The organism is Ruegeria sp. H8 (assembly GCF_056532905.1).
Map to the genome: position 1 here is coordinate 466,861 of NZ_JBQFNY010000002.1, position 16,137 is coordinate 482,997.

12 protein-coding genes are annotated in these 16,137 nt (G+C 61.1%); 7 read left to right on the top strand and 5 right to left on the bottom strand.

The genetic code is table 11. The features are described 5' to 3' along the window. Nucleotides 1–3: 3 nt before the first annotated feature. The 7 genes from ftsA (at nucleotide 4) to ACR0A2_RS08765 (ending at nucleotide 9,293) form a co-directional block, all read left to right on the top strand. Nucleotides 4–1,338, top strand: a complete 1,335-nt coding sequence (gene ftsA / locus ACR0A2_RS08735; protein ID WP_170344711.1) for a cell division protein FtsA — start codon at nucleotides 4–6, stop codon at nucleotides 1,336–1,338. Continuing rightward, entirely contained in the window at nucleotides 1,325–1,744 is a 420-nt protein-coding gene (locus ACR0A2_RS08740) for a hypothetical protein (RefSeq protein ID WP_480834755.1), read from the top strand. Before ftsA ends, ACR0A2_RS08740 begins: the two co-directional genes overlap by 14 nt. A 348-nt stretch (nucleotides 1,745–2,092) precedes the next feature. Next, nucleotides 2,093–3,697 (top strand): cell division protein FtsZ, encoded by a 1,605-nt coding sequence (gene ftsZ, locus ACR0A2_RS08745; RefSeq protein WP_480834756.1) that lies wholly within the window; start codon nucleotides 2,093–2,095, stop codon nucleotides 3,695–3,697. A gap of 213 nt (nucleotides 3,698–3,910) precedes the next feature. Beyond that, a complete protein-coding gene (gene lpxC, locus ACR0A2_RS08750) occupies nucleotides 3,911–4,831 on the top strand; it encodes a UDP-3-O-acyl-N-acetylglucosamine deacetylase (protein WP_171231262.1) in 921 nt (306 codons plus the stop codon). A gap of 126 nt (nucleotides 4,832–4,957) precedes the next feature. Continuing rightward, the gene (locus ACR0A2_RS08755) at nucleotides 4,958–5,821 is read left to right on the top strand and encodes an outer membrane protein assembly factor BamD (protein ID WP_171114936.1); all 864 of its coding nucleotides are present in this window, start codon (nucleotides 4,958–4,960) and stop codon (nucleotides 5,819–5,821) included. 36 nt (nucleotides 5,822–5,857) lie between these two features. Continuing rightward, complete coding sequence (gene recN, locus ACR0A2_RS08760; protein ID WP_480834757.1) at nucleotides 5,858–7,507, top strand: DNA repair protein RecN; 1,650 nt, start codon at nucleotides 5,858–5,860, stop codon at nucleotides 7,505–7,507. 100 nt (nucleotides 7,508–7,607) lie between these two features. Then, nucleotides 7,608–9,293 (top strand): chloride channel protein, encoded by a 1,686-nt coding sequence (locus tag ACR0A2_RS08765; protein WP_171114940.1) that lies wholly within the window; start codon nucleotides 7,608–7,610, stop codon nucleotides 9,291–9,293. 3 nt (nucleotides 9,294–9,296) lie between these two features. On the opposite strand, the gene ACR0A2_RS08770 is transcribed toward ACR0A2_RS08765, so the two are convergent. The 5 genes from ACR0A2_RS08770 to cobS all read right to left on the bottom strand — a co-directional run bounded on the left by ACR0A2_RS08770 (nucleotide 9,297) and on the right by cobS (nucleotide 16,087). After that, nucleotides 9,297–10,664, bottom strand: coding sequence for a DUF3179 domain-containing protein (locus ACR0A2_RS08770; protein ID WP_480834758.1), 1,368 nt, complete (start codon nucleotides 10,662–10,664; stop codon nucleotides 9,297–9,299). A 91-nt stretch (nucleotides 10,665–10,755) separates the two neighbouring features. Next, the gene (locus ACR0A2_RS08775; protein WP_152458645.1) at nucleotides 10,756–11,097 is read right to left on the bottom strand and encodes a DUF427 domain-containing protein; all 342 of its coding nucleotides are present in this window, start codon (nucleotides 11,095–11,097) and stop codon (nucleotides 10,756–10,758) included. 63 nt (nucleotides 11,098–11,160) lie between these two features. After that, on the bottom strand, nucleotides 11,161–12,951 hold the full coding sequence (locus ACR0A2_RS08780; RefSeq protein ID WP_480834759.1) for an aminopeptidase P family protein: 1,791 nt from the start codon (nucleotides 12,949–12,951) through the stop codon (nucleotides 11,161–11,163). 150 nt (nucleotides 12,952–13,101) lie between these two features. Further along, entirely contained in the window at nucleotides 13,102–14,979 is a 1,878-nt protein-coding gene (gene cobT / locus ACR0A2_RS08785) for a cobaltochelatase subunit CobT (protein ID WP_480834760.1), read from the bottom strand. A 121-nt stretch (nucleotides 14,980–15,100) separates the two neighbouring features. Beyond that, nucleotides 15,101–16,087, bottom strand: a complete 987-nt coding sequence (cobS, locus tag ACR0A2_RS08790; RefSeq protein WP_152458642.1) for a cobaltochelatase subunit CobS — start codon at nucleotides 16,085–16,087, stop codon at nucleotides 15,101–15,103. Between the last annotated feature and the right edge of the window lie 50 nt (nucleotides 16,088–16,137).

The window sequence follows — 16,137 nt, forward strand, 5'->3', positions numbered from 1 at the left end:
ATGATGACCGATCTTTATCAGTCCCAACGCGCCATGCGTCAGATGCGGCGACAGGCTTTGCAACGCGGTGTGATTGCGATTCTGGATGTGGGCAGCTCGAAAATCGCCTGTCTTGTGCTGCGCTTTGACGGAACTGGTCGGCTGAGCGAAGACAATACCATCGGTTCCATGGCGGGGCAGACGGGCTTTCGCGTCATCGGTGCCGCGACCACCCGGTCGCGGGGTGTCCAGTTCGGCGAAGTCACAGCCATGCAGGAAACCGAACGTGCCATCCGCACCGCGCTTCAGGCCGCACAGAAGATGGCCGACATCCGCGTCGACCATGTGATCGCCTGTTTCTCGGGCGCGAACCCGCGCTCTTACGGGCTGGATGCGCAAGTCGATCTGGACGGTCAGATCGTGACCGAGGCCGAAGTGGGCCGGGTTCTGAACGCTTGCGACGTGCCGGATTATGGTGACGGGCGCGAAGTGCTGCATGCTCAACCGGTGAATTTTGCGCTCGACAACCGGTCTGGCCTGATCGACCCGCGCGGGCAGATGGGCCAGAGCCTTGCGGTCGACATGCATATGCTGACCGTGGATTCGTCAGCGATCCAGAACATCGTGCGCTGTATCAAGCGCTGCGATCTTGAACTCGCGGGTATTGCCAACTCGGCCTATGTCTCGGGCATCTCGGCGCTGGTCGAAGACGAGCAGGAACTGGGCGCGGCCTGTATCGACATGGGCGGCGGCACCACAAGCGTGTCGATCTTCATGAAAAAGCACATGATCTATGCCGATTGCGTGCGCATGGGCGGCGATCACGTGACCGCCGATATCTCGATGGGCCTGGGTGTGCCTGCCGCCGTGGCGGAACGGATCAAGACATTCAATGGTGGCGTTCATGCCACCGGGGCCGACGACAGGGATATGATTGATATCGGTGGTGATACCGGCGACTGGGAACACGACCGCCGCACCGTCAGCCGCGCTGAACTGATCGGCATCATGCGCCCGCGTGTCGAGGAAATTCTTGAAGAGGTCCGCGTCCGGCTGGACGCCGCCGGGTTTGAACATATGCCAAGCCAGCAGATCGTGTTGACCGGCGGCGGCAGCCAGATCATGGGGCTGGACGGGCTGGCCACGCGCATCCTCGGTCAACGCGTTCGCCTGGGCCGCCCCTTGCGAGTGCATGGGCTGCCGCAATCAGCCACCGGGCCCGGATTCTCGTCCGCTGTCGGCCTCAGCCTGTTTGCGGCCCATCCTCAGGATGAGTGGTGGGATTTTGAAATCCCGGTCGACACCTATGCCGCGCGCCCGTTCAAGCGCGCCGTACGGTGGTTCCGTGACAACTGGTAGAGTCCTGCGCGGGGGTGCTCTGTGCGCGGCGCTGCTGCCTTTCTGGGCCTCGGCCCAGACCATGATCACGCCCGAAGCGTTTCTGGACGCGGCGGTCGGCAAAACTCTGACATTCTACGAAATCCGCAGCGGTGGCCTGGTGGGAACCGAACAATTCCTGAACCGCCGCATGTCGGTCTGGCGCGAAGAGGGGCAGGGCTGTGTCTACGGGCAGATCACGACGCCGAACGGCCAGTTGTGTTTTCTGTACGACAATGACCCGGACGGCATTCCGGTCTGTTGGTGGCCGTTTTTGCATGAAGGTCGTTTGATGGTGCGGCTTGCTTCATTCGTCGATGGGGAAATACAGGAAGTGCGTTCCATGACTGACCGCGGCCTGGACTGTCCAAATGCACCGCTCAGCTGAAGAAACCGGTTGCAGCGTTTCGATTTATCCCGCAAGATATCCACAAGGCCCGAAAGAGGCCTCGCGGCAGGACCTGAGCAGTTTTCCGCAATGTAGATGACAGTCGATCAGAGCGCGATGAACGAATGTGTCCTCGCGTTCATGCCGGTTGTCTAGTGATGGTCGCCGTTGTTTCCGCTATATCTGGCATGGCCTGCGAAATGCCGCCGGTTTCTGCCTTATTTCCTCCATATTTTGTGGGAAAACGCGATTTTTGACGTGACCTTTTGGCATCAGGCCGTTAGAATCGTACAAGGATAGGTAAGAAAAACACCGCTTTGGCGGAACATAAATACAGGCGGACAGAGCATGACATTGAATCTTTCGATGCCCGGGCACGACGAACTGAAGCCTCGGATTACAGTATTTGGCGTTGGCGGTGCAGGCGGGAACGCCGTCAACAACATGATTGAAAAACAGTTGGACGGCGTTGATTTCGTGGTCGCCAACACCGACGCGCAGGCACTGCAACAAAGCCAGTCTTCGGCGCGGGTGCAGCTGGGCGTGAAAGTCACCGAAGGTCTGGGGGCAGGGGCCCGCCCGACCGTAGGCGCAGCCGCCGCCGAGGAAAGCATCGAACAGATCGTAGACCACCTTGCCGGCGCTCATATGTGCTTCATCACCGCCGGTATGGGCGGCGGTACCGGAACGGGGGCGGCTCCTATCATCGCGCAGGCCGCGCGTGAGCTGGGTGTTCTGACCGTCGGTGTCGTCACCAAGCCCTTCCAGTTCGAAGGTGCCAAGCGGATGCGCCAGGCCGAAGATGGCGTCGAGGCGCTGCAGCAGGTTGTCGACACGCTGATCATCATTCCCAACCAGAACCTGTTCCGCCTGGCCAATGAAAAGACCACCTTTACCGAGGCGTTCTCGATGGCTGACGACGTTCTGTATCAGGGCGTCAAAGGCGTGACCGACCTGATGGTGCGCCCCGGCCTGATCAACCTCGACTTTGCCGACGTTCGCGCCGTGATGGACGAGATGGGCAAGGCGATGATGGGCACCGGCGAGGCAACAGGCGAAGACCGGGCCATCCAGGCGGCGGAAAAGGCCATTGCAAACCCGCTGTTGGACGAAATCAGCCTCAAGGGCGCCAAAGGCGTGCTGATCAACATCACCGGGTCGCACGACTTGACCCTGTTCGAGCTGGACGAAGCCGCCAACCGCATCCGCGAGGAAGTGGATCCCGAGGCCAATATCATCGTCGGCTCGACGCTGGATACCGCCATGGAAGGCGGAATGCGCGTGTCGGTTGTTGCGACCGGCATCGACGCCAGCGAAAAAACGACCGAAGTCCCGGTGGCGCGCCGTTCGATGTCCGAACCGCTGACCCGCACGGTTTCGGCTGAAGAGCATGTTCAGGAAGAAGCCCGGGTGGTTGCCGACGCAGCAGAGCCTGCCCCGCAGCCGGAAGAAAACCGCGAACCTTCGCTGTTCGAAGCCGCCGAAGAACCGGCGCAGCCGCAATTCCAGCCGCGCGACGAGCGTGACGATGATGGCCTGCCGCCACCTGCTTATCAGCCGCGTGTGGCCGAATTCGAACCGCAGCCCGAGCATGTCGAGCCCGCGCCCGAGGCATTTGTGGCACCGCGCGGGCATGCTGCTGGCACCCCGTCGCCCGAAGCATTGCAGCGTTTGCAGGCCGCTGTGCAGAAGGTTCCGTCGGCGCCACAGCGACCGGCAGCGCCTCGCCAACCCGAAGCGGTTTCGCAACCGGAACCCGAGGAGCGGTCGCGTTTTGGCTTCAATCGTCTGATCGATCGGATGACCGGCCATGCCTCGGATACTCCGGCCCAACCGCCGCGGCAGCAGCCCGTTTTGCGACAGTCCGAGGCGACCGCGCCGCTTCAGGAAGAGGCCGATCCGGATCAGGACCGTATCGAAATTCCGGCCTTCCTGCGCCGTCAAGCCAACTGATCGCGGTAACAAAATCCACTCAAAGGGCTGCCATTTGGCGGCCCTTAATTGTTTATTAACAGTAACTTGCAACTATGTGAGCAGGGTTTTGCCGATCTGTTACATACATGTTTCAATCGGTTGCAAAGAGTGAGTTGAGCCTTGACGCGGGCTTCCTTAACTCAGTGTCCAACACGGCCCAAGCAGGCTGGACACTACTCACTGAGGCCCATTTTGCAACATACGCTCAAATCTCCGGTCACGTTTAAAGGCGTCGGGCTACACAGCGGCAAGCCGGCGACCATGGTCCTGAAACCGGCGGCGGCTGGTCATGGCATCTGGTTCAAGCGGACGGATATTCAACTGGGCGACGCGATGATCCCGGCGATCTACTATGCGGTTGAACGGACCCCGCTTTGTACGCGTCTGGTGAATGATGCCGGTGTATCGGTTTCCACCGTCGAACATATCATGGCTGCATTGGCCGGATGTGGCGTGCACAACGCGCTTGTCGAGATCGACGGCCCCGAAGTTCCGATCATGGACGGCTCTTCGATCGAATTTGTGCGTGGCATTATGGCCAGAGGCGTGCGCCGTCAGGCCAGCCCGGTATTGGCCTATGAGGTTCTGAAAACCGTCACCGCATCCCGCGAAGGCGCGAGCGCCAGCCTTGCGCCCGCTGACGGGCTGATCATCGACTTCCATATCGATTTCGAAGACGGTGCCATTGGCAGCCAGAGCAAAACGCTGGACATGCGCAACGGTTCCTTCGCGCGTGAACTCAGCGATTGTCGCACCTTCTGCCGTCGCACGGATGTCGAGGCGATGCGCGAAAACGGGTTGGCTTTGGGCGGCACGCTTGAAAATGCCGTGGTCGTTCAGGGCGTCGAAGTTCTGACACCGGGCGGTTTCCGCCGGGTCGACGAGGCGGTGCGCCACAAGATGCTGGACGCCTTGGGTGATCTCTATCTGGCTGGTGGGCCGATTTTGGGTCACTTCACCGGAAACAAGTCGGGTCATTCGCTGACCAACACATTGCTGCGCAACCTGTTCGAAACGCCGGGCGCCGTGCGCCCGGTGCTGTGCACACCGGAACAGGCCGCGCGCCTGCCGGGGCAGGGGCTTGTTGTCAACGAAATTCCCGAAGTTGCTTGATCAGATCAACTCTGACGACATTTGCGCCAGAAGTCGCATAAGGCGTTTTGCACCGGAATTTTCTGTGCTAGACCATGGCTCAAATCGGGGCAAACCCCATTAAGCAAGACGACAAGGATGGGCGGTATGGTTGGCAGCAAAGCGGCAGTCAGATTCGCGGGTGCGATTCTTCTGGCAGCAGTTTTGACGGCATGCGGCAACGCCGGCGGCCTTTTTGGCAACAAGGGCGCGGACCGTGAACAGAACCTGGAAGGGTTCACGCCGGAACAGATCTATACCCGAGGTGAATACGAACTGTCGCAGAATCGCTCGGACGACGCGGCGTGGTATTTCTCGGAAGTCGAACGTTTGTATCCATATTCGGATTGGGCCAAGCGCGCGCTGATCATGCAGGCGTTTTCGTTCCATTCGGACCAGAATTACGAAGAAAGCCGCGCGGCGGCGCAGCGCTATATCGACTTCTATCCGACGGATGAAGATGCTGCTTATGCGCAGTATCTGCTGGCGCTCAGCTATTATGATCAGATCGACGAAGTCGGGCGTGACCAGGGCCTGACCTTCCAGGCGCTGCAATCTCTGCGGACCGTGATCGAGGTCTATCCCGACAGCGAATACGCCACATCGGCGGTTCTGAAGTTCGATCTGGCCTTCGACCATCTGGCAGGCAAGGAAATGGAGATCGGGCGCTACTACCTGCGTCAGGATCACTATATCGCGGCGATCAACCGGTTCCGAGTTGTGGTCGAAGACTTTCAGACCACATCCCACACCGCCGAAGCACTGTATCGTCTGGTCGAGGCCTATCTGTCGCTTGGCCTGCTGGACGAGGCGCAGACCGCAGGTGCCATTCTTGGCTACAACTACCAGTCCTCGGAATGGTATGACGATGCGTACAAACTGTTGACCTCTCGCGGGCTTGATCTCAAGAGCCGCGGTAACAACTGGCTCAGCACGATTTATCGTCAGACCATCAAAGGTGAATGGTTGTAATCGCGATGGCCTTTGGTCCGGGACGCTGAAGACCACATGCTGCGCGCCCTTGATATCCGCGATATGCTGATCATCGACCGGCTGGAACTCAGCTTTCAGCCGGGCTTGAACGCCTTGACCGGCGAGACGGGTGCGGGCAAATCGATTCTGCTGGATTCGCTTGGCTTCGTGTTGGGCTGGCGAGGGCGCGCGGAACTGGTGCGGCAGGGGGCCGCGCAGGGTGAGGTCGTCGCCGAATTCGAACTCTCTGCCGATCATCCCGCACATGCGATTCTGGCCGAAGCCGGCCTGCCGGGGGGGCAGGAACTGATCCTGCGTCGCGTCAACACGGCCGAGGGCCGCAAGACCGCCTGGGTCAATGACCGCCGCTGCTCGGGCGAAGTTCTGCGGGCGCTGTCCGAGACCCTGGTCGAACTGCATGGTCAGCATGATGACCGCGGTTTGCTGAACCCACGTAGTCATCGGGCAATGCTGGACGAATTCGCACAGGTCACGGAGCTGCTGACAAAGGTGCGAACCGCCTGGGCCGCGATGTCCCGTACCCGCAAGGCGCTGGCCGAGACCGAGGCCGCTCTGGCTGCCGTCCGCAGCGAGGAAGAATTCCTGCGTCACGCGGTCGCCGAACTTGACCAGCTTGACCCGCAACCCGGTGAGGATGCCGAACTGGATGCCCGCCGCCGCATGATGCAAGGGGCCGAGCGGATTCGCGACGATGTTGCGCGTGCCTTTGCCCTGTTGTCCGGGGACGGGGCGGAAGGGGCCATGTCCGACGCCATCCGCTGGCTGGAAGGCGTCTCGGACAATGCGGGCGGCCAGTTGGAAGAACCGATAGCAGCGCTCGGGCGCGCGATGATCGAGTTGGGCGAGGCGCAGGATGGCGTGAATGCCTGCCTTCAGGCGCTGGACTTCAACCCGGTGGAATTGGAACAGGCCGAGGAACGCCTGTTTGCCATCCGTGCGCAGGCCCGCAAACATGACGTGGCCTCGGATGATCTGGGTTCGTTTGCCGAAACTCTGCGTGACCGGCTGAACCGGTTGGAGGCAGGGGATGCCGACCTGGCAGACAGGCGAGCAGCCGTGGACGCGGCGCAACGGGCCTATGACGCCGCCGCAGCCGACCTCAGCGCTGCGCGCAAGGCCGCCGCCGGGCGGCTTGACGCGGCCGTCATGGCGGAACTGGCCCCGCTCAAGATGGAACGTGCCGTATTCCAGACCGAGATCACCCCGGCTGAACCCGGCCCCGAAGGCACCGACGCGCTGGCCTTCACCGTGGCCACCAACCCTGGTGCGCCGGCGGGGCCGCTGAACAAGATCGCCTCGGGGGGTGAGCTCAGCCGCTTTCTGCTGGCCCTCAAGGTCTGCCTGTCTGGCGACGACAGTGCCCGGACGATGATCTTTGACGAAATCGATCGCGGTGTCGGTGGGGCAACAGCCGATGCCGTCGGGCGCAGGCTGGCCTCGCTGGCGCAGGGCGGGCAGGTTCTGGTTGTCACCCATTCCCCTCAAGTCGCCGCACGGGCGGCGCATCACTGGCGGGTGCAGAAACAGGTCACCGACGGACAAACCCTATCCACCGTCATTCCTCTGGCCGAACCGGATCGGGTGGACGAAATCGCGCGCATGGTGGCCGGCGACACCATCACCGAAGAAGCCCGAGCCGCCGCACGGGCTCTGTTGCAGGCCTGATGCGGCGATGGCGTGAATTGGTGCTCACACTGTCGCTATCTCACTTTTATATGGGCGCTCCGTGGCTTACTAAGGGTTAAGTGATGATCCCCGAGGGCCAATGACCCAATCGACCCGCACCGTTCTTCGCAACCAGTTCAATCAGGCTCTGGCCGCGATCAAGGATGCGTGGCGGGTCATGCTGCGCCGGGGGCCAAGCCAGATCCAGTTCTGGTTCATTGCGCTGGCCATCGGGATCGCGGCCGGTTTCATGGCGCTTGGCTTCCGCAAGGCCATCCGTGCGCTGCAAGCCTATCTTTACGATACCGATGACATCCTGCTGCTGCACAGCCACGCCGAGAAACTGCCATGGTTCATGGTTCTGATCATTCCCATCTTCGGTGGCCTGGTCGTCGGCATCATCCTGAACCGGTTCACCAATGACGGCCGAGTCCGGTCGGTTGCCGACGTGATCGAAGGTTCGGCCATCACCGACGGGCGGGTCGAGGTCAAGGCGGGCATCGCGTCGTTTTTTGCCTCGCTGATCACGCTCAGTTCGGGCGGATCGACAGGCCGAGAGGGGCCGGTGGTGCATATGGCCGGAGTGATTTCCACATGGGTCAGCAACCGCATACACGCGGATGGGATCACGGGACGTGACCTGTTGGGATGTGCCGTTGCCGCGGCCGTGTCGGCCAGCTTCAACGCCCCCATTGCGGGGGCCTTGTTCGCGCTCGAGGTCGTGCTGCGCCATTTCGCCGTTCACGCCTTTGCCCCGATCGTCATCGCCTCGGTCGCGGGAACGGTGATCAACCGGCTGGAATATGGCGACGTCACCGAGTTCACGCTGGAGACGCCGGGATCGCTGCAATTCTATGTCGAGCTTCCGGCCTTCCTGATCCTGGGCCTGATCTGCGGGCTTGTCGCGCTGCTGCTGATGCGGTCGATTTTCTTTGCCGAGGATATCGGCAGCCATATCCAGAACCGCCTGTCGATTCCGGCCTGGCTGCGCCCTGCGGTGTCCGGGGCGATGCTGGGGCTGATGGCCATCTGGTTTCCGCATATCATCGGCGTGGGGTACGAGACGACAATTCGCGCCCTGACCGGTGATCTTGTGCTGACCACAGCCATCCTGTTTGCGGTGATCAAAACGGTCGCGGTGGCGATTACCATGGGCGGGCGCATGGGCGGTGGGGTGTTCTCTCCGTCTCTGATGGTCGGCGCGTTGACCGGGCTGGCCTTCGGTCTGATCGCCACCGGGTTGCTGCCGGATGTGTCGGGCACGCATACGCTTTATGCCTTTGCCGGAATGGGCGCCGTGGCCGCGGCCGTGCTGGGCGCGCCCATCTCGACCACTTTGATCGTTTTTGAACTGACCGGCGATTGGCAGATCGGCCTTGCCGTGATGGTCAGCGTGTCCATGTCCACGGCCTTGGCCTCGAGACTTGTGGACCGGTCTTTCTTCCTGACGCAGCTGGAACGGCGTGATGTCCACCTGGCCGCGGGGCCGCAGGCTTATTTGCTGGCAATGCTTCGCGCCGGAGCGGTGATGCGCCCGCTTGGGGATCCGCGGTCGATCACGAAGGAAGAGGCGCAGGGGCTGATCGACCAGGGCCTGTGCATTCAGGCCAGCGCCACGCTGGAAGCCGCCATGCCCTATTTTGATCGTGACGACATCCCCTGCATTCCGGTTGTCATTCTGGAAAACGACGGCTCTGAAACACCGGTTGGGGCGCTCTATCACGTCGATGCGCTCAAGGCATATAACAGGGCGCTTGCGGCCACGGCTGCCGAAGAGCATTCCTGAGTTTCACTCACCAAAAACGCTGGCTGCGTCGCCCATGTAATTGTCCCACGCAAACCAGTACGATATATGCCCGGCGACCCGAGGCAAACGCGTGCCATCCGGCCCGATCAAAGCCTCTTCCGTGACGGTCCAACCATTCCCCGCGCTATCCTGCAATCCGTCTTGCGTCGCCCGGAACACATGAGATTTTCGTTCATAGGCCCGCACGCTGCGCTCTTTGGGATCGCCAATCAGAACCAGAGGTGTCTGGCCGATTGCATCGTTGATCACCGGTTTGCCCTTGAACGCATCCAGAGGCCAGGCGCGGGCGGCACCAAACTGGCGCACGGCAAAGATGTAATCCTTCTGCCGATGCCGGGACTGATCCACAGTGGCCGGGAACATCAGCTCGCTCGAGGCGAAATAGTCGCGATAAACCACCCCTGATCCGTAATTGCGCCGATGCCCGGTGTTCAGCGACAGAACACGGGTTTTGGGATGCGAGGTCCTCCAGCTGTCCCATGTCGTGATCACAACCGGGCGCTGTTTCAACGTGATGCCGCTGTTGGCCAAAGGCCCGACCACAGGCTTGCCGGTATACTGGTTCCACAGCGAATGCGTTTCGCGGTCAAACATCAGCTTGTTCGAGCGATAGAGGAAACCTGACGACCCGAAAATGAACGGCTTTCGCCGCCCCGCCACCTGAGTTTCAAACAGGATGCCCGACCCGCAAAGCGTGCAATAGGCCAGCGCCACGGGCACGCCTCCGATCACCTCGTTGAACATCTCGTGCCATCCCATGATCCGAAGGGGATAGGCGCGCTCATCGCCGTTGATGGCGACGCCGAACACCAGATCATCGCCCTTCAGATACCCCGCATTCGAAGCCGAGATCAGGGTTGGGTTGTCCAGCGACGGAATGCCATCCTTGTACACACCGCCCCAGGCGATCTCTTCCAGGCGGATCTTCATCCTGCCGCGTTGCAGATACTCAGACCGCAGGAACAGATCGAAATTCGGGTCGATCCCCAACAGAACTTCGCGCTTGAACGGGATCAGCGAAGGATGAGGGACAATCTGCGGGTTTCGTTCCTGCCACAGCATCCACGCGAACCAGTCGTTGCCATGACGCTGCCCGGTCAGGGCCTCCATCACCTCGACAATCTCATCCCGCCGCCTGTCGGCATAGCGCATCGCGGTCAGCAACCCGGCCACAACATCCGGCTGGCCGCGGTCCTTCAGATACGCCATCTGCGCCTCAAACGCGGTCCGACGCCCGTTCAGCGTGCTGCGCAACGCCTCCAGAACCGGATCCTGCTGCGCCCACAGCACACCGGGTGCCATTGCACCAGCCCCGATCATCCCAGCAAAACCGCGACGTGAAATCGACATGAAAGCCTCCGGTGTTACCCCGGAGCAAGTGTGCCGCAAATGCCGTTCACGTGCATGCCACAGCTGCGTGAGGTGGGCGCGGGGGGTGGTGTTAAATCTGCTCCACCTTTACCGATTCAGCCGGATAGAATGCCAGATGGTCCTTGATCTCGGCCACTGCCTGAATCGGATCCTCATAGCTCCAGACCGCGTTGTCTGTCACGGATGACTTGTTGACTATGGAAAAATGCGTCGCGTCGCCCTTGCCGGGGCAGTGGGTCACCTTGTCGGTCCGATCCAGAAACGCCATCGCAATATCGTTGCGCGGGAAATAGATCACGGGATCCTTGTCGCCTTCAAGCAGTTCCAGCGCGTTGTTCGTTTCGCCCAGGATCGCACCGCCCGAGCGGACAGTCCATTTGCCCGGCGCTTTCCGGATCGTGATCTCAGCCATTCCTCTTCCTTCCGTCGTCGTATCAGGGCCACCCCTCTGCCTGTTTTATGTAACAGACCAGTGTCAGATTGGGGCAGTTGCGGCATCCAACCACAGTTGTGCGTCATGTCCCAGCCTTGGGCGGATTTTTTCCGCAACGTCGCGGTGATAGGCATTCAGCCAGTCGCGTTCGTCGGTCGTCAACATATCGGCCATGATCAGTCTGCGGTCAATTGGTACATAGGTCAGCGTGCGCCAGTTCAGCATCGCGCGTTCGGCATCGCTATCGGGAAGCAGAGGAGCGTCTTCCACCACCACAAGGTTTTCGATGCGGATGCCAAAGGCGCCTTCCCGGTAATACCCGGGTTCGTTTGACAGGATCATGCCGGGTTGCAGCGGTACATGGCTGACTTTGGACAGCCGTTGCGGCCCTTCATGCACGCTCAGATAGGCGCCGACCCCATGTCCGACCCCATGGTTGAAATCCTGTCCCGCAGACCACAGCGGCACGCGGGCCACACATTCGATATCCCGCCCGGCAAGGCCCGCAGGCCAACGCAGCATTGACATGGCAATCATGCCCTTCAGCACCCGGGTGAAGCAGGTTTTTTCCTCGGTTCCGACGTCACCGATGGCGATGGTTCGGGTGATGTCGGTGGTGCCGTCCAGATACTGCCCGCCACTGTCCAGCACCAGAATATGGCCGTGTTCCAGGCGGCTGTCGGTCTCTTCCGTCACGCGGTAATGCATGATCGCACCGTTCGGACCCGTGCCTGCAATGGTATCGAACGAGATGTCCTGAAGCGCATTGTCCTTGCGCCGGTTTTCTTCCAGCCGGGTGACAACCTGTGTTTCGGTCACGCTGCCCGGGGCTTGCTGGTCCAGCCAGCATAACGTTTCGATGACCGCCACCGCATCGCGCAAATGCGCCTCGGCGCTGCCCGCGATTTCAGCCGCATTCTTGCAGGCTTTGGGCAGGGCGCAGGGATCGCCTCCATCCGTCATCGCGTCACCCAGCGCATCGGCCACGATCTGAGGTACCGAAGCGGCATCCACCTGCACCGGACCGGCCAGTGTCGCAACCGCATCCAAAAAATCGCCCACAGCGCGCAAGGTCACCTGAGAGCCCAGATGATCCCGTACCCCGGCCAGTTTTTCTGCCGCCATGAACAGATCGACCTGACCTCCTGCATGAAGAATGGCAAAGCCGTGGGCCACCGGGTTATAGGCGATATCCGACCCACGGATATTCAACAGCCACATGATGGAATCCGGCAGGGTGATCACCGCTGCCTTGTGCCCGGCCCGTCGAAGGTCTTCGGCCAGACGGGCGATCTTGCTGTCCGCACCTTCCCCGGCAAATTCGATCGGATGCGCCTTGACCGGGTTCATCGGCGGTGCCGGTTGATCGGCCCAGATCCGGTCCACAAGGTTTTCGCATCTCACCAGTTCGATGCCCGATCCATCCAGATCACTCAATGTGCCGGAAATCTGCCCCGCCGCGTGCAGCCACGGGTCAAATCCGATCTTGCCGCCGTTGGGCAATTGCTGTTTCAGCCAGGCGCTCAGGCTTACCTCGGGCCAGGGGACCGGGGTGAAATCTGCGGCAACTTGTGCCTTGACTTGGGTGCGATACCGCCCGTCGATGAAAACTCCGGCCACGTCGCGCAGGGCGGCGCAAAACCCGGCCGAGCCCGTGAACCCGGTCAGCCAAGCCAGACGTTCATCGCGCGCTGCGACATACTCTCCCTGATGCGCATCCGCCCGCGGGATCAGAAACCCGTCCAGCCCTTCTTGCACCATCTGTTCGCGCAAGGCGGCCAGCCGCGGTGGCCCCTGTTCCGGGCGGGCGGTCACTTCGAAGGATTGGAACATGGGCGGCCTCATTCACATCATTTGAGCGTGACCCTGAGGCGCATTTCAAAAAATGTCCAGACGGGAACACCCCGCCTGAACAAGCCGATGATCAGCAACGAAAAACACTTCGCCCTCGGGGAAATGCGCCCGCCGGGCAGAAGATCAGCCTCAGCCGGCCTTTCTCATCCCCATGACCCGCGCCCGCGCCCGCGGGTCACTGTCAAACAGAGCCGCCAGTTGTTCGGTCATCGCGCCGGCCAGTTGCTCTACATCGGTAATCGTCACCGCCCGGTCATAATACCGGGTCACGTCATGGCCGATCCCGATGGCCAAAAGTTCGACCATCTTGCGTTTTTCGACCATCGCGATCACGTCGCGCAGGTGTTTTTCCAGATAGTTGGCCGGGTTCACGCTCAGCGTCGAATCATCGACCGGCGCACCGTCCGAGATCACCATCAGGATCTTGCGTTGTTCGCGCCGTGCCAGCATCCGGCGATGAGCCCATTCCAGTGCTTCACCGTCGATGTTTTCTTTCAGCAGGCCCTCTTTCATCATCAGACCCAGATTGGGCCGCGCACGACGCCAAGGGGCGTCCGCGCCCTTGTAGATGATGTGGCGCAAATCGTTCAGGCGCCCGGGCTGTTGTGGGCGCCCGTCGTTCAGCCACGCTTCGCGCGCCTGACCGCCTTTCCACGCCCGCGTGGTAAAGCCCAGAATTTCGACCTTTACGTTGCACCGCTCCAGCGTCCGCGCCAGAACATCCGCGCAAATGGCGGCGATCGAAATCGGACGACCCCGCATCGACCCCGAATTGTCCAGCAGCAGCGTTACCACCGTGTCGCGGAACTCGGTGTCTTTCTCGACCTTGAAGCTCAGCGGAGTGGTGGGGTTCGCGACCACACGTGCCAATCGGCCCGCATCCAGAATGCCTTCCTCGCGATCGAATTCCCAGCTGCGGTTCTGCTGCGCCTGCAAGCGACGTTGCAGTTTGTTGGCCAGACGCGATACCGCGCCTTTCAAGGGCTCCAGCTGCTGATCCAGATAGGCCCGCAGACGTTCCAGCTCGGCCGGTTCGGCCAGATCCTCGGCGGCGATCTCTTCGTCATGGGTGTCCAGATAGACCTTGTAATCCGGGTCCGCTTCGGATGCCGGCGGTGGGGCAGGCGGCTCCAGAGGCGCCTCGCCATCCGGCATCTCAGCCTCGTCACCCATCTCGTCTTCGGCCATTTCGTCCATCGAGACCTGGGCCTGAGACTGATCCTGCTGCTCTTCCTGCGTCTGCTCAGGGGTCGCGTCGGCGTCCTGTTCGTCCTGATCATCCTGACCGGTGCTGTCCGGATCGGGCTGTTCCTCGGCGTCGTCCTCGGCCTGGTCTTCCTGCTCGTCGTCCAGCTCATCGGGGTCATCCCCAAGCTGGTCGCCATATCCCAGGTCCTTGATCACCTGACGGGCGAATTTGGCAAACTCCGCCTGATCCGAGAGAATCTCGTCCAGATTCTCCAACGTCCCACCCGCTTGCTCTTCGATGAACCCACGCCACAGGTTCATGATGTTTTCGGCGGCAGAGGGCATATCACGCCCGGTGGCCAGATGCCGGATCAGGTAGCCTGCCGCAACCGAAAGAGGAGCATCGGCGGGTTGCTTGCACTGATCATACCCACGCCGGATTGCTTCATGCCCGATCTTGACGTCAATATTGCTGGCGGTGCCCGGCATGTCCCGCGCGCCCATTGCCTCGCAGCGGGCGGTCTCCATCGCCTCGTACAGATCCCGCGCCATATCGCCCGGGGGCGCATAGCGCGCATGGGTCGCGTCGTCATGATACTTGCGATGCAATGCCAAGGCGTCTGCCGTGCCACGCGCCAACAGCACTTCTTCGCGCGTCATCCGACGCGAGACCTGAGGCAGCCGCATCGACTCGCCCGTCATGCCCGAAGGATCCACCGTATAGGTCACCGACAGTTCGGGATCATCGGCCATGACCTTGGTGGCCTCGGCCAAGGCCTTCTTGAACGGATCGGCGGGGTTGTCGTTCTTCTGTGCCATGTCCTTAAGCCCTCATAGTACTGGCCTACCCGGCGTCGAAAACAGTAACGGATCCGTCTTCATCTGGCCAAAAATATCCCCGCCGGAGGCATTGCGCCCGCTCCGGGCGCAATTCGGGTGCTTACCCCAAGCTTGCACTCGCGGCGCTTTCAGGCAACTCCTCATCGAAGCAGCGCTGATAGAACTCGGCCACGGTCTGGCGCTCCAGCTCATCGCATTTGTTCAGGAAGGACAGGCGGAACGCATAGCCCACGTTGCGGAAAATCTCGGCGTTCTGAGCCCAGTTGATCACGGTCCGCGGACTCATGACGGTGGACAGATCGCCATTCATGAAGGCGGTCCGTGTCAGGTCGGCGACGGTTACCATCTGGCTGACGGTCTTGCGTCCCTCGGCGGTGTTGTAATGCGGTGCCTTCGACAGAACGATCATCGTCTCGGCGTCGTGGCTCAGATAGTTCAGGGTCGACACCAGCGACCAGCGGTCCATCTGCGCCTGGTTGATCTGCTGCGTGCCGTGATATAGACCCGTGGTGTCGCCCAGACCGACCGTGTTGGCGGTGGCAAACAGGCGGAAGTTGGGGTTCGGGGTGATGATCTCGTTCTGATCCAGCAGGGTCAGCTTTCCGTCATGCTCCAACACACGTTGGATCACGAACATCACGTCTGCGCGGCCCGCATCGTATTCGTCGAACACGATGGCAACCGGGTTGCGCAACGCCCAGGGCAGGATGCCTTCGTGGAACTCGGTCACCTGCTTGCCGTCGCGCAGTTTGATCGCGTCCTTGCCGATCAGGTCGATCCGGCTGATATGGCTGTCGAGGTTCACACGCACGGCGGGCCAGTTCAGACGGGCAGCGACCTGTTCAATGTGGGTCGATTTGCCGGTGCCGTGATAGCCTTGGATCATCACGCGACGGTTATGGGAAAAGCCCGCCAGAATCGCCAGCGTGGTTTCCGGATCGAACTTGTAGGTATGATCGATCACCGGCACCCGGTCGCTGCGCTCGGCGAAACCCTTGACCGCCATGTCGCTGTCAATGCCGAACACGTCACGGACCGAGATATCCTCGGTAGGTTTTGCGTTGATATCGATCGATCCGTCAGCCATGCGCCTAGTCCTTATCCTTTGGCCCGTTCACCGGGTTTGAACCCGTGTGT